The organism is Bradyrhizobium sp. 186 (assembly GCF_023101685.1).
Classification (GTDB): Bacteria; Pseudomonadota; Alphaproteobacteria; order Rhizobiales; family Xanthobacteraceae; genus Bradyrhizobium.
In genome coordinates this window covers 692,674-709,198 of sequence record NZ_CP082164.1, presented here as the reverse complement: position 1 = coordinate 709,198, position 16,525 = coordinate 692,674, and the positions used below count along the sequence as shown (strand labels likewise).

The 16,525-nt window shown below is 63.9% G+C and carries 5 protein-coding genes; 1 reads left to right on the top strand and 4 read right to left on the bottom strand.

Annotation, left to right across the window (positions count from 1 at the left end):
• Nucleotides 1-136: 136 nt before the first annotated feature.
• Together IVB18_RS03180 and IVB18_RS03175 are read right to left on the bottom strand one after the other, a co-directional pair.
• Entirely contained in the window at nucleotides 137-1,090 is a 954-nt protein-coding gene (locus tag IVB18_RS03180; protein WP_247987891.1) for an ABC transporter permease, read from the bottom strand.
• Between the two features lie 190 nt (nucleotides 1,091-1,280).
• Nucleotides 1,281-2,942 (bottom strand): ABC transporter substrate-binding protein, encoded by a 1,662-nt coding sequence (locus IVB18_RS03175; protein ID WP_247987890.1) that lies wholly within the window; start codon nucleotides 2,940-2,942, stop codon nucleotides 1,281-1,283.
• Between the two features lie 213 nt (nucleotides 2,943-3,155).
• Here IVB18_RS03175 and IVB18_RS03170 point away from each other — a divergent pair, with 213 nt between their 5' ends.
• Nucleotides 3,156-4,751: an ABC transporter substrate-binding protein gene (locus IVB18_RS03170; protein ID WP_247987889.1), complete on the top strand. Its 1,596-nt coding sequence runs from the start codon at nucleotides 3,156-3,158 to the stop codon at nucleotides 4,749-4,751.
• A 218-nt stretch (nucleotides 4,752-4,969) separates the two neighbouring features.
• Here the strand turns inward: IVB18_RS03170 and IVB18_RS03165 are convergent, their stop codons facing one another.
• Complete coding sequence (locus IVB18_RS03165; RefSeq protein ID WP_247987888.1) at nucleotides 4,970-7,201, bottom strand: adenylate/guanylate cyclase domain-containing protein; 2,232 nt, start codon at nucleotides 7,199-7,201, stop codon at nucleotides 4,970-4,972.
• Between the two features lie 144 nt (nucleotides 7,202-7,345).
• A complete protein-coding gene (locus tag IVB18_RS03160; RefSeq protein ID WP_247987887.1) occupies nucleotides 7,346-16,489 on the bottom strand; it encodes a cadherin-like domain-containing protein in 9,144 nt (3,047 codons plus the stop codon).
• Between the last annotated feature and the right edge of the window lie 36 nt (nucleotides 16,490-16,525).

Below are 16,525 nucleotides of genomic sequence, written 5' to 3'. Positions count from 1 at the left end.
GGCGCGAAGCGCCGGGTGAGGGTTCTCTCCACACAGGGGTTCTCGATTGCGGCGACACCCCCACCCCAGCCCTCCCCCGCAAGCGAGGGAGGGAGCGCACATTCTTTCCGGCTGCAGCCAGACTCGATCTCATCGGCTAGCCCCGCTTGATGCGCGGATCGATCGCGGCTTGCGCGATATCGACCAGCAGATTGAGGAAGACGAAGAATAGCGCCAGCACCAGGATCGTGCCCTGCAACAACGGCAGGTCGCGCTGGAAGATCGCCGAATTGAGCAGGAAGCCCGAGCCCGGCCAGGAGAACACGGTTTCGATCAGGATCGAGCCGCCGAGCATGTAGCCGAGTTGGAGGCCCATCACCGCCAGCGCGGTGGGCGCGGCGTTCTTGATGACGTGGCGGAACACGCCGGTTTCGTGCAGGCCTTTTGCACGCAGCGCCTCGACGAAGTCCTGGCTGAGGATGTCACCGGTGAGCGCGCGCACCGTGCGGGTGACGATGCCCATGGGAATCACCGACGTCGTGATCGCCGGCAGCACGAGATATCTAAGGTGCGCCCAATCCCAGGCCCAGGCGGCGGAGCCGCCGGAACCGGCGCCGACCGCGGGAAGCCAGTTGAGCTCGACCGAGAAGATGATGACGAGCACCATGCCGAGCCAGTAGTGCGGCACCGAGACGCCCGCGATGGCAAACGACGTTGCGACCTTGTCGATCCAGGTTTCGCGGAAATAGCCGGCGATCAGGCCGAGCAGGATACCCATCGTGAAGCCGATGATGGCCGCGGCAATCGCGAGGGTCACGGTATTGCTGACCGCACGCATGACTTCGGCGAGCACGGGACGCCCCGTCGCGATGGAATTGCCGAGGTCGCCATGAAGGGCACGGAGCAGCCAAAGCCCGAACTGCACCGGCAGCGGCCGGTCGAAACCGTAGGCGGCGCGAAGCTGCGCCGCGAGTTCCTGCGAGGCATCGGCCGGCAGCACGGCGACCAGCGGGTCGCCCGGCGTGATGTGCACGAGCAGAAAGCACACCAGCGCCACGCTGATGACGATCGGGATGACGTAGACGATACGTCTGGCGATATAGGCGAGCACGTTGTCTTTCTTCTTCCTTCTCCCCTTGTGGGAGAAGGTGGCGCGAAGCGCCGGATGAGGGGTTCTATCCGCGAGTACGATCATTCAAGAGAGAGGGTCTCTCGCGGAGAGAAACCCCTCACCCGGCTTCGCTGTCGCGAAGCCACCCTCTCCCACAAGGGGAGAGGGTGCACTGCGCAAGCCGAAAGAGTTACTGCGCGATCGACACCAGCGAGAAGTCGATGAACCAGCTCTTCGGCTGCACGACGCCGGTCACCTTCGGGCTGATGGCGCGGGGGCCGACGTCGTGGGCGACGTAGAGGAAGGCGGCATCGTCGACGGAAGCCGCATGCAGTTCGGCGAGCGCGGCGTCGCGCGCGGCGGGATCAAACGTCTGCCGCGCCTTCTTCACGAGCTCGTCGAACTTTGGATTGTTGATGAAACCCCAATTATTCGAGACCGGCGGCGCCATGCTCGATTGCAGGAAGCGCACCAGCGCGAAGAACGGGTCCATCGCCGCATAGGTGACGTTGGTCGCATTCGAACCGTTGGCCGAAGCATCCTTGGCGCCGCGGCGCCAGTTGGTGAACAGCGTATTCCATTCGATGACGTCGAGCTGCACATCGAAATAGCATTCGGCCAGTGCCTGCTGAAGATATTCGTTCATCGGCAGCGGTTGCATCTGGCCCGAGCCGGAGGCCGAGGTCTGGATCTTCACCGTCAGCTTCTTGCTCGGACCGAAGCCAGCCTCCTGCATCAGCTTTTGTGCAGCCGGCTTGTCATACTTGATCTCGAAGGTCGGCTTTCCCCGCCAGGGATGGCCGGACTCGAAGGTACCGCTCGCGGGCACCATAAGTCCTGCGAGCAGGCCGTCCTTGAGGCCTTCGCGATCGACGCAGAGGTTGGCCGCCTTGCGCACGCGAATGTCGTTCCAGGGCGAGCCCTCGACGCGCGAGAACTGCCACGGCCAGACATGGGGCTGCTCGTTGGCGTAGAGCTTGAAGCCGCGCTGCTTGAGCTCGGGCAGCGCGTCCGGCGCGGGCGCTTCGACCCAATCGACCTGTCCGGAGAGCAGCGCCGCGGTGCGCGCGTTCGCCTCCGGCATCGGCAACAGCACCATCTTGTCGACCTTGGGCACGCGCGCCTTGTCCCAATAGCTCGCGTTCTTGACCAGCTCGAGCCGCTCGCGCGGCGTGAAGCCCGCCATCTTCCACGGGCCGGTGCCGGAGGCGTCCTTGGCGAACGCGGTCCACGTGGCCTGCGACTTCGCCTTAGCGTCGGCGCCTTCCGCCTTGTCATAGAAGGCCTGCCACTTCGCCGGGCTCGCCATGAAAAGGTTGGTGAGGTTGATCGGCAGGAAGCTGTCGGGCTCCTTGGTGGTGAGCTCGACCGTCATGTCGTCGATCTTCCTGGCGGAGGCGAGCGTCGGCATGCGCGACGCCGTGACGCCGACCTGGCTGGCGTCGAACTGCGGCGCGTCCTGCTTCAGCACCTTCTCGACGTTCCACACCACCGCATCGGCGTTGAACGGAGAGCCGTCGTGGAAGGTGACGCCGGGGCGCAGCTTGAAGGTCCATTTGGTCTTGTCGGCATCGTCGACCTTCCACTCGGTCGCAAGGCCGGGGACCACCACGCTCGGCTTGTCGGCCGAGGACAGGTCCCACCCGGTCAACGCGTCATACATGGTGAGGCCGGTGAAGCGGTTGCCTTCAAAACCCTGATCGGGCTGGCCCAGCGTGCGCGGAATATCGGCAGCGGTCATGCCGATGCGCAGCACCGTTTCGGCACTGGCCACGCGCGGACATGCGGCCGCGCTGCCGAGCGCCAGCAACGCGATTAGCGCCGCGCGGGTCTTGTTTTTCTTGATGAGCATCGTCTCAGTCCTCTTCCGGCTTTCAGTGACTAATTTTGATGCAAACGTATGCAATGGCTATGCCAATGGGGAAACTTTTTCTGCAAATTGCCCCTGCGACGACAAGTCCTTGTGATCGGACGTCCGCGAACGCACCCCACTGCCTATTCTGGCATCAAGATTGCAAGTTTGGCCCCGATTTCTCCCTTGAATTCTCCCCTGGAGCTCTGGGCCATGCGTATCCGACTGTCGACCTGTCTCGCCGTGCTTGTGCTGGCGGTCTGCGCAATCTCAGCGCGCGCCGAAACGGTGGTGCGCTACGGCATCTCGATGGCGGACATTCCCCTGACGACCGGCCAGCCCGACCGCGGCGCCGGCGCCTATCAGTTCACGGCCTACACTATCTACGATCCCTTGGTCGCCTGGGAGATGGACGTCGCCGACCGGCCGGGCAAGCTGGTGCCGGGCCTCGCCACCGAATGGAAGGTCGACGACGCCGACAAGACTAAGTGGCGCTTCACCTTGCGCAAGGGCGTGAAGTTTCACGACGGCAGCGAGTTCAACGCCGACGCGGTGATCTGGAATCTCGACAAGGTGCTCAACGACAAGGCGCCGCAATTCGACAAGCGCCAGAGCGCGCAGGTGAAGACCCGCCTGCCTTCGGTTGCGAGCTACGCCAAGATCGACGACTCCACGGTGGAGATCACCACCAAGACGGTCGATTCCTTCTTTCCCTATCAGATGCTGTGGTTCCTGGTCTCGAGCCCGACGCAATACGAAAAGCTGGGCAAGGATTGGGACAAGTTCGCAAGCCAGCCCTCCGGCACCGGCCCGTTCAAGCTGACCAAGCTGGTGCCGCGCGAGCTTGCGGAGCTCACCAAGAACCCGGACTACTGGAACAAGAAGCGTATTCCCAAGGTCGACAAGCTGGTGCTGGTACCGATGCCGGAAGCGCTGACGCGCACCAATGCGCTGCTCGCCGGACAGGTTGACCTGATTGAGACGCCGGCGCCCGACGCCGTGCCGCAGCTCAAGGCCGCCGGCATGAAGCTCGTCGACAACATCACGCCGCATGTCTGGAATTATCATCTGAGCGTGCTGCCGGGCTCGCCCTGGACCGACATCCGCCTGCGCAAGGCGCTCAACCTCGCGATCGACCGCGAGGCGGTGGTGGGCCTGATGAACGGGCTGGCAAAAACCGCCAAGGGTCAGGTCGACCCGTCCAGCCCGTGGTTCGGCAAGCCGAGCTTCGAGCTGAAATACGATCTCGTTGCGGCGAAGAAGCTGGTCGAGGAAGCCGGCTACTCCAAGGCAAAACCGCTGAAGGCGACCTTCATCATCGCGCAGGGCGGCACCGGCCAGATGCTGTCGCTGCCGATGAACGAATTCTTGCAGCAAAGCTTCAAGGAGATCGGCATCGACATCGACTTCAAGGTGGTCGAACTCGAGACTCTATACACGCATTGGCGCAAGGGCGCGGCCGACGAGATGAACGCCGGCATCACCGCCAACAACATTGCCTACGTCACCTCGGACCCGCTCTACGCTATCGTCCGCTTCTTCCATTCGGGCCAGATCGCGCCGGTCGGCGTCAACTGGGGCGGCTACAAGAACCCGAAGGTCGACGCGCTGATCGACGAGGCCAAGCAGACCTTCGATGCCTTCAAGCAGGACGAACTTTTGGCCCAGGCGCATGCGCTGATCGTCGACGACGCCACGCTGGTGTGGGTGGTGCACGACACCAACCCGCACGCGCTGTCACCCAAGGTCAAGCAGTTCGTCCAGGCGCAGCACTGGTTTCAGGATCTGACGACGATCGGGGTGGAGTGAGGTAGCCTGCCGCGTCAAATCACACTGTCGTCCCGGGCAAGCGTCAGCGCAGACCCGGGACCCATAACCACAGGCAATAGTTGCTGCACTCGCAGGTAACTGCGAGTCTTCGCCAAAGCGCTTCCTGTGGTTATGGGTCCCGGATCTGCGCTCCACTACGCTGCGCTTGTCCGGGACGACGGCGAGTGTGTGGCGGCCGTCAAACCACACCTACAGCGCTACTTCGTCAGCAGCGCGTACGCGCCCGTCCAACCCTCAGCCGGCGGGTTGATCTGGAAATCCTTGATCCGGGCTTCGTAGAGCTTGAACAATTTTTCCAGCGTGTCGGCATCTTCGCTGCGACGGCCGCGCTCGATCGCGTCGAGCGCGCCCGGCCAGTCGCGGTTGCGATAGCAGCCGAGCATCTCGATGGTGATGTTGCGAAGGCGCTGGAATGCTCCCGAATGCATCACGTCCTCGCGGCCGGCGACGGCGTAGATTACCTCCGGCTCGGTCTTGCCCTTGACCATGACGAAGTCGAGCTCGATGATCGCGAACTTGTCCTTGGCGGCGAGCGCGGTCCCGGAGCCGACGATGATCGGGAAACCGTATTCCTTCGACTGCCCTTCCAGGCGCGAGGCGAGGTTCACGCTGTCGCCGAGCACCGAATAGTTCTTCTTCAGATCGGAGCCCATGTTGCCGACCACGCCGATGCCGGTGTTGAGGCCGATGCCGACATTGAGCGGAATGTAGATATGACCGCCGTCGGCGGCTTCCTGCTCGCGCTCCTTGTTGACCGCGTCGATCTGCTCGAGCATCTGGATCGCGGCTTCGCAGGCGTTGAGCTCATGCTCCTTGTCGTCGAGCGGCGCGTTCCAGAACGCCATGATGGCGTCGCCCATGTATTTGTCGATATAGCCCTTCTGCTCGATGATCACGTCGGTCAGCGGCGTCAGGAAGCGGTTCATCAGCGCGATCAGGCCCTGCGGATCGTGCTTGTAGCTCTCCGAGATCGTGGTGAAGCCGCGCACGTCGGAGAACATGATCGTCATCTCGCGCTCCTCGCCGCCGAGCACCAGCTTTTCCGGCGACTGCGCGAGCTGCTCGACCAGAACGGGCGACATGTATTGCGCGAACATGCCGCGGATCTGCACACGCTGCCGCTGCTCGCGCACGAAGCTGGCGAAGATCAGCGTCAAATAAATCGCGGTGGTCGACAGCAGCGGATAGGTGAAGTCGATGAGGTAGCGGTACTGTGCATAGAAGAACCAGGACACGCCAATCAGGATCGCCGCGAACGTCGCGCCCGCGAGCACCAGACGCACGGGCCCGAGATTCGGCGTGAAGATGATGACGAGAAGGCCGATGATCAGCGCTGCGAGCAGCTCGACGCCGAGCGCATAGTTCGGCTGGGAGATCACCGCCCCGCTCAGCACGCTTTCGAGCACCTGGGCATGGATCTCGACACCTGGCATGGTCGAGGACACCGGCGTGGTCTTGATGTCGTTGAGCCCGACGGCCGAAGTGCCGATCAGCACCAGCTTGCCGGCGATCTTGCTCCGCGGCACGCTGTTGTCGAGCACGTCGGCCGCGGAGACGTAGATCGAAGGGTCCTGGCGGGCATAGTGTACCCAGAGCTGGCCGTTCTGGTCGGTCGGAATCTCCACGCCCTTAAGGCGGACCGCCCTCACGCCGGTCTTGTCGGTCCTGATCAGGAGCGTCGGCGTGCCCGTGACGACCCGCAGGATCTCGAGGCTGAGCGAGGGCATGATATTGCCTTGGGCGCGCATCACCATCGGCACGCGGCGGATCAGGCCGTCGCGTTCGGTCGGTATCGAGAACAGGCCGCGGCCGGCGGCGACCTTCTCGATCTCGGGCACGTTGCGCAACAGCCCCGGAAATTCGAACAGGAAGCGCTCGGCGCCCCCCTCCCCGACCGTCGCGACGCCGGTGAAGGGCAGCGTCTTGTCGACCTCGGAGGGGATCGCCCGCTGACCTGTTTCGCCCAGCACCACCCGTGAGCGCTTGATCGCTTCCGAGAGGATCTGGTCGTTGCTCGGCAGCTCGCGCAGCTTGGCGCGGGTGGCGTCGTCGAGAGAGCGCATCTGGCTCGCGACGAGATCGGGGTTGAGCCGGTCGGCCTCGGAGAACACCACGTCGAACCCGATCGTGACCGCGCCGAGATTGGTGAGGTTGACGATCAGGTCGGCGATCCGCGTGCGCGGCCACGGCCACTGGCCGAGCTTGGCGAGGCTCTTGTCGTCGATGTCGATGATGGTGACGGGCCGCACCGTCTTGTGGCGCGGATCGATCAGCTGGAACATGTCGAAGGTACGCAGCCGCAATTCCTGGATCGGCGGCGGATCCCAGAGGCGAAACCCGGCGAATACGATCAGCAGCGCAAGGCACATCAGCCGCGCAAAACCGAACTTCCGCGCGAACCACCGCCGCAGGATTTTGAGACGCTTCATGCTGGTCGGACTTCCTGCCACCCACTTTGAGCTTGATCATGGATCGCCATGACGCAAATGGCCAATGGTTCGGCGACAGAAGATAGGGGTTTTTTGTCGCGATCAAAGCGGAATGAAGGGCCACTTCCCCGGAAGGGGTTGCCTCTAACTCACATGAAGAATGAAGTCGCCGGCGTGGAGATTATTGGCAACGGTGTTCTTCAGGAGGATCTTGTCGTTGTTATCGAGCGTCAGCAGGGTATCGTCGCCTTGCTGCGCCGCGAGCGAGGATACCTGCGTCCATGACGTGATACTGGTGAACTGCCGCAGATCGATCTTGTCGAGGCCGATCTCGAAATCGTTCACGGTGTGCTGGACGGTATCCTGCGACGACGCCGGCGCGAACACGAACTGGTCCTTGGCGCCACCGCCGATCAGCGTGTCGCTCGACTCGGTGGCGAAGATGACGTCCTTGCCCGTCGTGCCGGTCAGTGTCACCGGACCCTCGCCGCTTTCGTTGAAGATGAAGTTGACGGTATCCTTGATGCCGAGACTGTCGGTCACGGAGAAGGTGATCATGTCATTGACCGGCGGCGTGGCTCCGGGCGTGTAGGTCACGCTGGCAAGGTCTGCATTGACCTGGTCAAGCGAGACGCCGTCGTGCTGGGAGGGGCAGACGCTGCTGCCATCGGTCGCGCCGGCCGTCACAGCGCTCAGGTTGTAGGTCTCGGTCGACGGCCCCGAGACGGACAGGCCCGTCACCGTCTCGCTGTTGTCCTCGTTGTGGGTGTGGACAAAATGCGTGGTGTCGATCACCGGAGATTGGTCGACGGCGAAGGACACGGTCGCGGTCGAAGTCTTGACGCCGTCGGAGATCGTATAGGTAAAGCTGTCGGCGCCGAAATAGTCTGTCGCCGGCGCATAGGTGATGACGTTGCCGTTGAGCGCAACTGTGCCGCCATGGGCGCTATGACCGGAGAGATCGCCGACCGACGTGACGGTGATGGGGTTGCCCGCGGAATCGGTATCGTTGGCCAGCAATTGCGCGGTCGTCAGCGTGGTCCCGGTATTTTCCCGGAACGCTACCTGGTCCTGCTGCCCGCCCCACTCCTCGACATAAGCGCGGTTATCGAAATACCGCGGCACATCGTTCCAGTCGGCGCCTCTGTCCTCTACCACCATATAGCCGACAGTATCGCTGCCCCAGCCGTTCGGCTCGCCATCCCGCCATGCCGTATAGGTGAAATCGGAGCCAGCCTCAGGCCCCGTGACCCATGTCCAGTGACTTGACGTTTGCAGATTGTCGTCGAGGCTCTGGCCTCCGCTCCACACACCGTAGCGGACGTCGTCCCAGCCCGGCAGGTTGGCGATGAAACCGCTCTCGTGCTGGCTCGTGACGGTCGCGAGATAGGCGCCGTCCCCGATCGCATTGGCATTCGCCTGATCCCAGGTCACTTCCGAAACGACAATGCGGTAGTAGTGACCGTTCTCCGTGTCGAGCATCCAGCCAGCGTCCGGCGAAGGCGGCGTGGCGTTGTCAAGCGTATCGTCGTTCGCGACCAGCACGTCCGGCGGCACCGTCACGTCGACGCCGACCGATGCGGCCTGATCGGACACCGGCGTGTTGCCGCCGTGGCCGATGCCGGAGTCCGTGATGTCAATCGCGGCAGGAGATGTCGTGGTGGTGATGGCGCCGGCATACGTATCGTCGAGAGCGTGCATCTCGAGCGCGCCGGGCGCCCCGGTGAAACCCTCGGTCGGGACGAACCGGATCAGCGTGTCGGTGCTCAGCACGAGCGCGCTGGTGTCGCTCACACCGGTGATATCAACCCACCGATCGGTGCCGGTGATTTCGTATTGCCATACTCCTTGATCGGAGCAGGCATTATCGGCGCTGATCGCGACAGCCTTGAAGCTCGCGCCATCGTCGACGTCGTGAACCTTGCCGGCAAATAGGTCGCCGACGCTCGTCCCGTCCGGATTGGCATCATCTCCGCTGACCGAAGCCAGCGTCGCCGCCTGGATCGTCGGCGCGTCATTGCTGCCGGCGATATTGATGGTAACGACGCCGTTGCCGGTGCCTGTTGCGGTGTGCCCGTCGTCCGGAACGATCGTATATTGCAGCGACAGCGTCTGGCCGGCGGCAAGGAAGTCGAAGGCCTGGGTGCCCGAATTGAAGTCCCACGTGAGATGGGCATGGGTGGCGGCGCCGTTCAGGATGTCGCCGGACTGCACGGTCAGATAGTTCAACAGATCGGCTTCCGTGAGACAGCCGATCCCGTCCGTCTGCAACACGCCGTTGAGATGAACGACGACGTCGTCATCACGTGCGACGCTCACGTGATCGGTAGCGTCGGCGTCGGACACGGTCAGCTTGCCCGAGGTGGCCAGCCCCGCATTCGTCTCGAGCAGGCTCGCGGCGTTGCTGTCGCTCGTTTCAACTGTGATCGCTGGCGCGTCGTTCTTGCCGGTGATCGTGACCGTGACTTCAGCCGTATCGCTCCGGCCCTGGCCGTCGTTGAGCGTGATGGTGGACACTATCTTCGCGGTCTGGTCCTCGCCGAGGAAATCCAGCGCGTCGTCGGCGATGGAATAGCTCCAGCCGACCGCGCCGTTGTTCTTGTTGCCGGTCTGCTGAAGGGTCAGGGCGTGTTCGAGCGCGTTGATCTCGTCCGTCGTAAGCAACCCAGAGAGGTTGGTGGTGTGATCGGCGTCTGTCCAGCTCACCGTCTGAGTCGTGATGGATGCGGACGGCCGGTCGGTGAGATCGACGTCCTTGAAATGAATCGCACCGGTTCCGCCCGATGCCGGGTCGAGCGCGGAGGCGCCAGTGGTGCTCGCAAGCTCGGAGAAGCTCACGCTCGGCGACGCCTCGGCCGCGGTGAAGACCGGCGCGTCGTCGTCCGCATTGAGCGTGATCAGCGTGCCGCCATGGCCGTCGCTGCTGCCCGCGAAATGCGCGTTACTGTAGTCGCTGCCGATGAGATGCAGCGTAATGGTGTGGCCGTAGGCGTCGCTCACGGCGAGATTGCCGGTGATGGGATCGTAGGTCGCAGAGGTGCCGCCATCATATTTGATGGTCGACAGGTCGAGCTTGTCGGTCGCGGCGAAGCCCGCGATCGAACCGCCGAAGCTGCCGGTGTCGATCTGGAGCTCGGCACCGCCGCCACCGAAGGTGATGGTTTGCGACACCGTGGCATTGACCTCGAGCGTCGCGCCAGCGTCGATCGTGACCGAGCCGGAGCCGGACAGCGAGCCGAACAGCGCCAGGGTTCCGGTGTGAACCTCGATGGTGCCAGTGTTGGCGATGGTGCCTGAGATCGACGCCGTGCCCCAGCTTTCGATCTCGTGGGAGTTTGCGATGCTCAGGCCGGTCCCGGAAACCGAGGCGCCATTGAGCAGATCGATTTCGCCGGCGTTGCCGATCGAGGACAGATTACCGAAGACGCTGGTGCCGGCGACCGTCCAGGTGCCGCCCAGCTCGTTGTTGAAGGTCGCGGTTGCGACCGAGATATTGCCGTTGATGTGGCCGGTGTTGTTGATCGTGATGGCGCCGCCGGTCTCGACGATGGCGTAGGTCATCGAGGTCACAGTGGAGGCGACGGCGGGCCCGATCGTTCCGGAATTGTCGATCAGCGCCGAGCCGGTCGCATTCTCCTGGATGAAGATCGCGGCGTGAGCGGTCGGAGCCACGATCGAGCCGGTATTGGTGATGTGGGTCGAGCCAGTCGCGCCGGCCTCGTTCTGCGTGACGCTGATGCCGGCCAGGCTTGTGCTGGTAATATCGCCGTGATTGACGATGGTGATAGCGCCGCTGCCGTTGGCGATGGCGGAGACGCCGACCGCGCCGGTGGCGGAGCCATTGTTGGTGACGCTGACATTGCCGCCGCCGTGATCGAAGGCGCCGATCGCGGTGCCCGCGGCAGTGATCGACGCCGTCGCGCCGGTCGTGACCGCGACATTGCCGACGCCCCAGGTGAACGCTTCGATACCGTAGCCGGCAGCCGCGGTGATCGTCGCATCGCTGTTGGCGGTGACGTCCCCGTTGACCGCGTTGGAGAACACGCCGTTCCCGCCCGGCTTGTAGCCGGCGATGATCGCCCCCGGCGTGGTGCCGTCGTTGTTCAGCGTGGAGCCGGAATGGATGGTGCCATGCGCCTCGACCGAGATCGTGCTGCCCAGGCTGCTTGCAATCGCGGTCGCAAAATTCACCGCCACGATGCCGGAGCTGCTGGACGTGATGCTGTCGCCGTTCGCCAGGGTGACGCTGATGTCGCCCGCATCGATGCTGTAGGCCCTGACGCCGTAGCTCGTCGCGCCCGAGATCGTGACATCCTTGCCGAGCGCGATCGTCACGTCGCCGGTGCCGCCGCTCAACGCGGAGGCGTTGATGCCGATACCCTGGGAGCCGGAGACGGAAATCGCCGTCCCGTTGGCGCTGTTCACCGTGACATCGCCATTGCCGTAATTATAGGCGTCGATGCCGAAGCCCGCCGCGGCGGTGATGTCAGCATGGTTGTTGACGACGACCGTGCCGTTGACGCCGGTATTGGCATTGGTCCCGGTCGTGGCGCCGGTGTAGCCGGCCTGGATGCCGGCCGGCGAATTGCCGCTCAGGTTCGGGCTGCTGCCCGAGTTGATCGTGCCGTAGGCGTTCACGGTGATGGTGCTATTGGATGCTGCGCCGAGGGAAATCGCTCGGTTGACGGCGATGATGCCGGAGCTGCCCGAGGTGACGACGCTGCCGGCCTCGGTCGTGACGGTCTGGTCGCCAGCGCCGTAGCTGCGCGACCGGATGCCGTAGATCGAGCTACCCGTAATGGTGCCACCGGCGTCGATGATGATGTCGCCGCCGCCCTCGGTGTGCGCATCGATGCCGTAAGCGTCGCCCACGGCGCCGCCGAGCTGGGTGATCGAGATGTCGCCGTTATTGGCGGCATTCAAATTCTCGACGAGGACACCGACCGAGTTCGCGCCGGTGCCGGTTGCCTTGCCGGTGACGTTGCCGACGGTGATGCCGCCGACGCCGGTTGCGCTGTCGCGCAGCGTGATACCATTGCCGTTCAGGCCGGTGACGTCCTTTGTCGCCGTCAGCGAAATGCCGCCGGTGCCGTTCTGGGTGACGACGATGCCATTGGCCGCGCCAGTCAGTGCGCCGGTGGGGGTGAGCACGACGTCGGCGTGGCTACCGCTCGTGCCGCCCGACGCTGTGAAGTCGAGCGCATCGCCGCTCGCGCTGGTGATGTCGGCCGCACCCGTGATCGTGAACGTGCCGCCGTTGGTCGACTGGCCGGCGATGGTGCCGGTAAAGCTCAGGCCGGCGACCTTGTCGAGGAGAAGCGTATCGGCGCCGCCCGCGAAGGTAATCGTCTGCGCGGTCGCCCCCGCAAGCTCGAGCGTCGCGCCGTTGTCGATGATCAGCGAGCCGACGCCGCTGAGGCCGCCGGAGAGGTTCAGCGTGCCGGCCTGCACCTCGATGGTGCCGGTGTTGGTGACCGCGGCCGAGATCGCGTTGGACCCGGACACACCGTAGAGATTGCCGGAATTGCTCAGGCTGCCGCCATTGATCGAAACGTCGGACAGATAGAGTTTCGATGTACCGTCGACCGTGATCGTCCCGCCGGTGTTGGCAACGATGGCGGTCGTCAGCTTCAGCGTACCGCCGGTGACCACCTTGATCAGATTGTGATTGGTGATGGCTTGAAGGACGCCCGGATCGATCGTCAACGTGCCGCTGGTGACGGCGATCGTGCCGCTGTTGGTGATGTCAGCGTTGTCGATCGCACTCGTGCCGGCCGATTCCAGCGTGCCTGATATCGTCACCGTGCCGCCGGTCACCGTGGTCGAGATCAGCTTCAGCGTGCCGCCATTGATCGCGGCCAGCGTGCCGGTGTTGGTGAGGACGTCATTGAGCAGCGTCGCAGCACCCGCGATCTCGAGCGTGCCGGTGTTGGTGATTGCGCCCTTGGCGGCCGCGGAGGCGCCCTGGATCTTGGCGCCATCCTTGAGCTTGACGACGTTGTCGAGCTCGATGCTGGACTTGTCGGTGATGACGCTTCCGGACACCGTGACGCCGTCCAACGTCAGCTTGGCATCGGCCGTGACCGCGGTAACGCTGAGCGTGGCCCCGCCGTCGATCTTGCTGGCGCCGGTAACGTCGATGGTGCCGGCTCCCTTGATGGCGCCGCCGCTGATCGTCGCGTCATCCAGGGTCAGCGCAGCGGTGGCATCGACGATGACGTTGCCGCTCGAATTGTCGATCGTCGCGCCCTGGTCGATAGCCAGCGCGCCGATGGCAAGCACCTCGATGGTGCCCGCATTGGTCACAGTCTCGTGGTCCAGCGCGTTGCCGCTGCCGCTGACCTTGAACGTCGCATTGTTGTTCAGGATGCCGCCGCTCAGCACGGCGCTGCCCGTCAGGTCGATCTCGCCGTTGCCGGTGACCGTGCCTGCGCCGCTGATCGTCGCGCCGTTCACCGTCAGCTTGCCAGTGGCATCAACCGTGACGTTGCCGGCATTGGCGACCGTCGAGCCCTGGTCGATGGTCAGCGCGCCGTTCGCCAGCACCTTGATCGTGCCGCTGGACGTGTTGGAAACGGTCTCATGGGCGAATTCCGCAGCGCCCTTGACGTTGACCGTGCCGGAATTATTCAGCGTGCCGTTCTCGATGAGGCTGGTGCCGTCAAGCTCCAGCGTGCCGATAATGGTGACTGTGCCGCCTTCGATGGTGGCGGTGTCCACGATCAGCGTGGTGCCGGCGTCGGCCTTCAGCGTACCGCCGGCATTGGCGATGTCGGCCAGGGTCTTGAGCGTGCCCCCGGACAGTTCGAGCGTGCCGGAATTGGTGATCGTGATGCCGGCAGCGAAATCGCCACCGCCCGCGAACGTGAGATGGCCGGCATTGGTGAGCACGGCCGTGTCCAGGATCTCGGCCTTGCCGCCGACGGACATCGTGCCGGTCACCGCGTTGGTGAGGATCGAATCCGCGCTCATGTTGAGCGCGCCGGCGATCGTCAGCGAGCTCTGGTTGATCAGCTTCGGCGGCGGGCCGCCGAAATCATTCATCGTGATGGACTTGGCGTAGGCCGCCGCGTCGATCGTCACCGGATAGGACGGCGTCAGGCCGTGCAGCTGATCGGTGATGACGATGACGTCGTCATCGATGGTCGGGACGGTGCCGGTTTCCCAGTTCGCCGCGTCCTTCCAGAAGCCGCCGGAGGGGGCGCCGGCCTTGTCGGTCGCGATCCACACCACCGCAGGCGCGTCGGTGCCCGTAATCGTGACGGTGATGGTCTGCTGCGCGGTTGCGCCTTGCGAGTCCCTGACCGTCACCGTGTAGGTCAGCGTCAGCACCTCGCCCCGGGGGATGAAGTCGGCGAGATAGACGGGCAGATCGGCCAGCGACCAGTTGATAGTGCCGGTACCATCTCCTGTGCTGTCGGAGCCCGCCGCGATCGCGACCGACATCGCATTCTGGAACAGCGCGAGCGGGCCCGGCGGCACGGTGCGGCCCTGCAGGCTGGCGCCAGTCAGCTGCACCGAGACTGTGTGCGTGTCGGTGAGATCGACGTCGTCGAAGGTCAGCGTACCCGAAGTCGGCACGTCGCTGGTGAGCGGGCCGCCCGGCACGCTGGTGCCGCCTTCGAAGGCGATGGTTGCCGGAACGCTGCTGGTGATCACCGGCTTATCGTTGGTGCCCGTGATCGTGATGGTGATGGGGATGAACTTGGTTTCGGGACTTACCGCGAAATTGGTGTCGATGCGGACCATGTAGGTCAGCGTCAGCGTTTCGCCGGCCGCGAGGAAGTCGAAGACGTTGTCGGGGATCGTGTAAGTCCAGACCGCCGAGCCGTTGTTGTTGTTGCCGCCGTCGGCAACGACGTTGATCTGGATCTGCGTCGCCGCGATGTCCTGCTTCTGGAGCGCCGTGAGCGATGCGGTGACATCGTGCAGGCCGGCGTCCTTGTAGACGTAGTTCGGCGCATCGGCGAGATTCACCCCCACCGTCGGCCGGTCGCCCAGGTTGCCGTCAACGAAAGTGATCCGGCCGGAGACCGTATCGGTATCCGCGGTGTCGCCGGTCTTGTCCGCGCGCTCGGTCACCGTGAACGCCGTCTTCACGTTGCCACTGGAATCGAGGCTTTGCGCCAGCGGTTGGCCGGGAAGACGGGTGGCGGTCGGCGTGGAATTGCCCGGCCCGTGCGAATCCTGCGTATTCAGGTTCGTGAAGGTCGCGATCACGACGGGACCGGCTCCCGACTTGAACACCAGGTCTTGGCTGGTCTGCGTGATCGAATCGGTGAAGTTCGAGGTCAGCTTGGTATTGGAATTGTTGTCCGTGAACTTCAGCGTGAACACGTCCGTGATCAGCTTCTGGATGTCCGGCGACAGCAGCGCATTGCTGATCGAGACGTTGCCGCCGCTGATCTGGATCATCTGGCCGGCCTGGTTGACCGTCGCGATCGGCAGCAGCGTGACCTTGTCGAACAGGATGTAGGAGCCGGTGGTGCCATTCGGCTCGACCAGCACCTGGAAGCTCGCCTCCGGCTGCGGGTCGCCGCCGCTGGGCGGAACGACGAAATGGATCTGGCTCAGCACGGCCGTGCCACGGATGCCCATGGTGGCGACCGGTGTGTCGATCTTCATGTCGCCGTGCTTGGCGGTCTCACCTGCGACGAAAGTGATGGTGCCCGCGACGAGACTGAGCAGCGAGGAATTGTTCGACCCGTTGGGGTCATAGACCATCTCGTTCAGCACCATCCGCGCATTGGAGGACAGGCCGAACACCGTGCCGTCGATGAAAGTGATGCCGAGCGTCGAGTCCCCGCCGGTCGAGACCACATCGCCCTTCTCGACGTTGTCGCCATTGTTCAGGACGATCGAGACACCGTTGCGGACCGCGGTCGCGCTGCCGGAAAGCTTGGTGACGTGACCGATGACCTGCGCGGCGGCGGCGCCGGGCGCGGCCTGCGCATACTGGACATGGCCCGTGAGCGCACTGACGACGTCGCCGGTGAGGTGCGCGCCATCCGGCGATGAGATCGCCGCGCGCTTGTCGCCCCTGAAATAATCGTGAACGACAAATTCGCGATCGTCGTGGGACAGCACGAGGTCGACACCGGCGCGCTTGAACTCGCCGTGGAAGATCAGGTTGGGATCGGGAACAACGAACGCGCCCTCGGGCACGTGACCGTGCGCCTTGGCCGTAAAGGGCTTGGCGGTAAAGGAATCGACATGGACGGAGGCGGGCGAGGGGGAACCCTGGCCATCCAAGGAGATCGCGGCGTCAAACTTGCCAGCGTAATTCAACGGGGCACCGTAAAAGGGTTAATATTTAAATAAGTA

What these genes read in the sequence shown, in the direction of transcription:
- IVB18_RS03170 (WP_247987889.1), top strand. Translation starts at nt 3,156, where the DNA reads ATGCGTATCCGACTGTCGACCTGTCTCGCCGTGCTTGTGCTGGCGGTC.
- IVB18_RS03175 (WP_247987890.1), bottom strand. Translation starts at nt 2,942, where the DNA reads ATGCTCATCAAGAAAAACAAGACCCGCGCGGCGCTAATCGCGTTGCTG.
- IVB18_RS03165 (WP_247987888.1), bottom strand. Translation starts at nt 7,201, where the DNA reads ATGAAGCGTCTCAAAATCCTGCGGCGGTGGTTCGCGCGGAAGTTCGGT.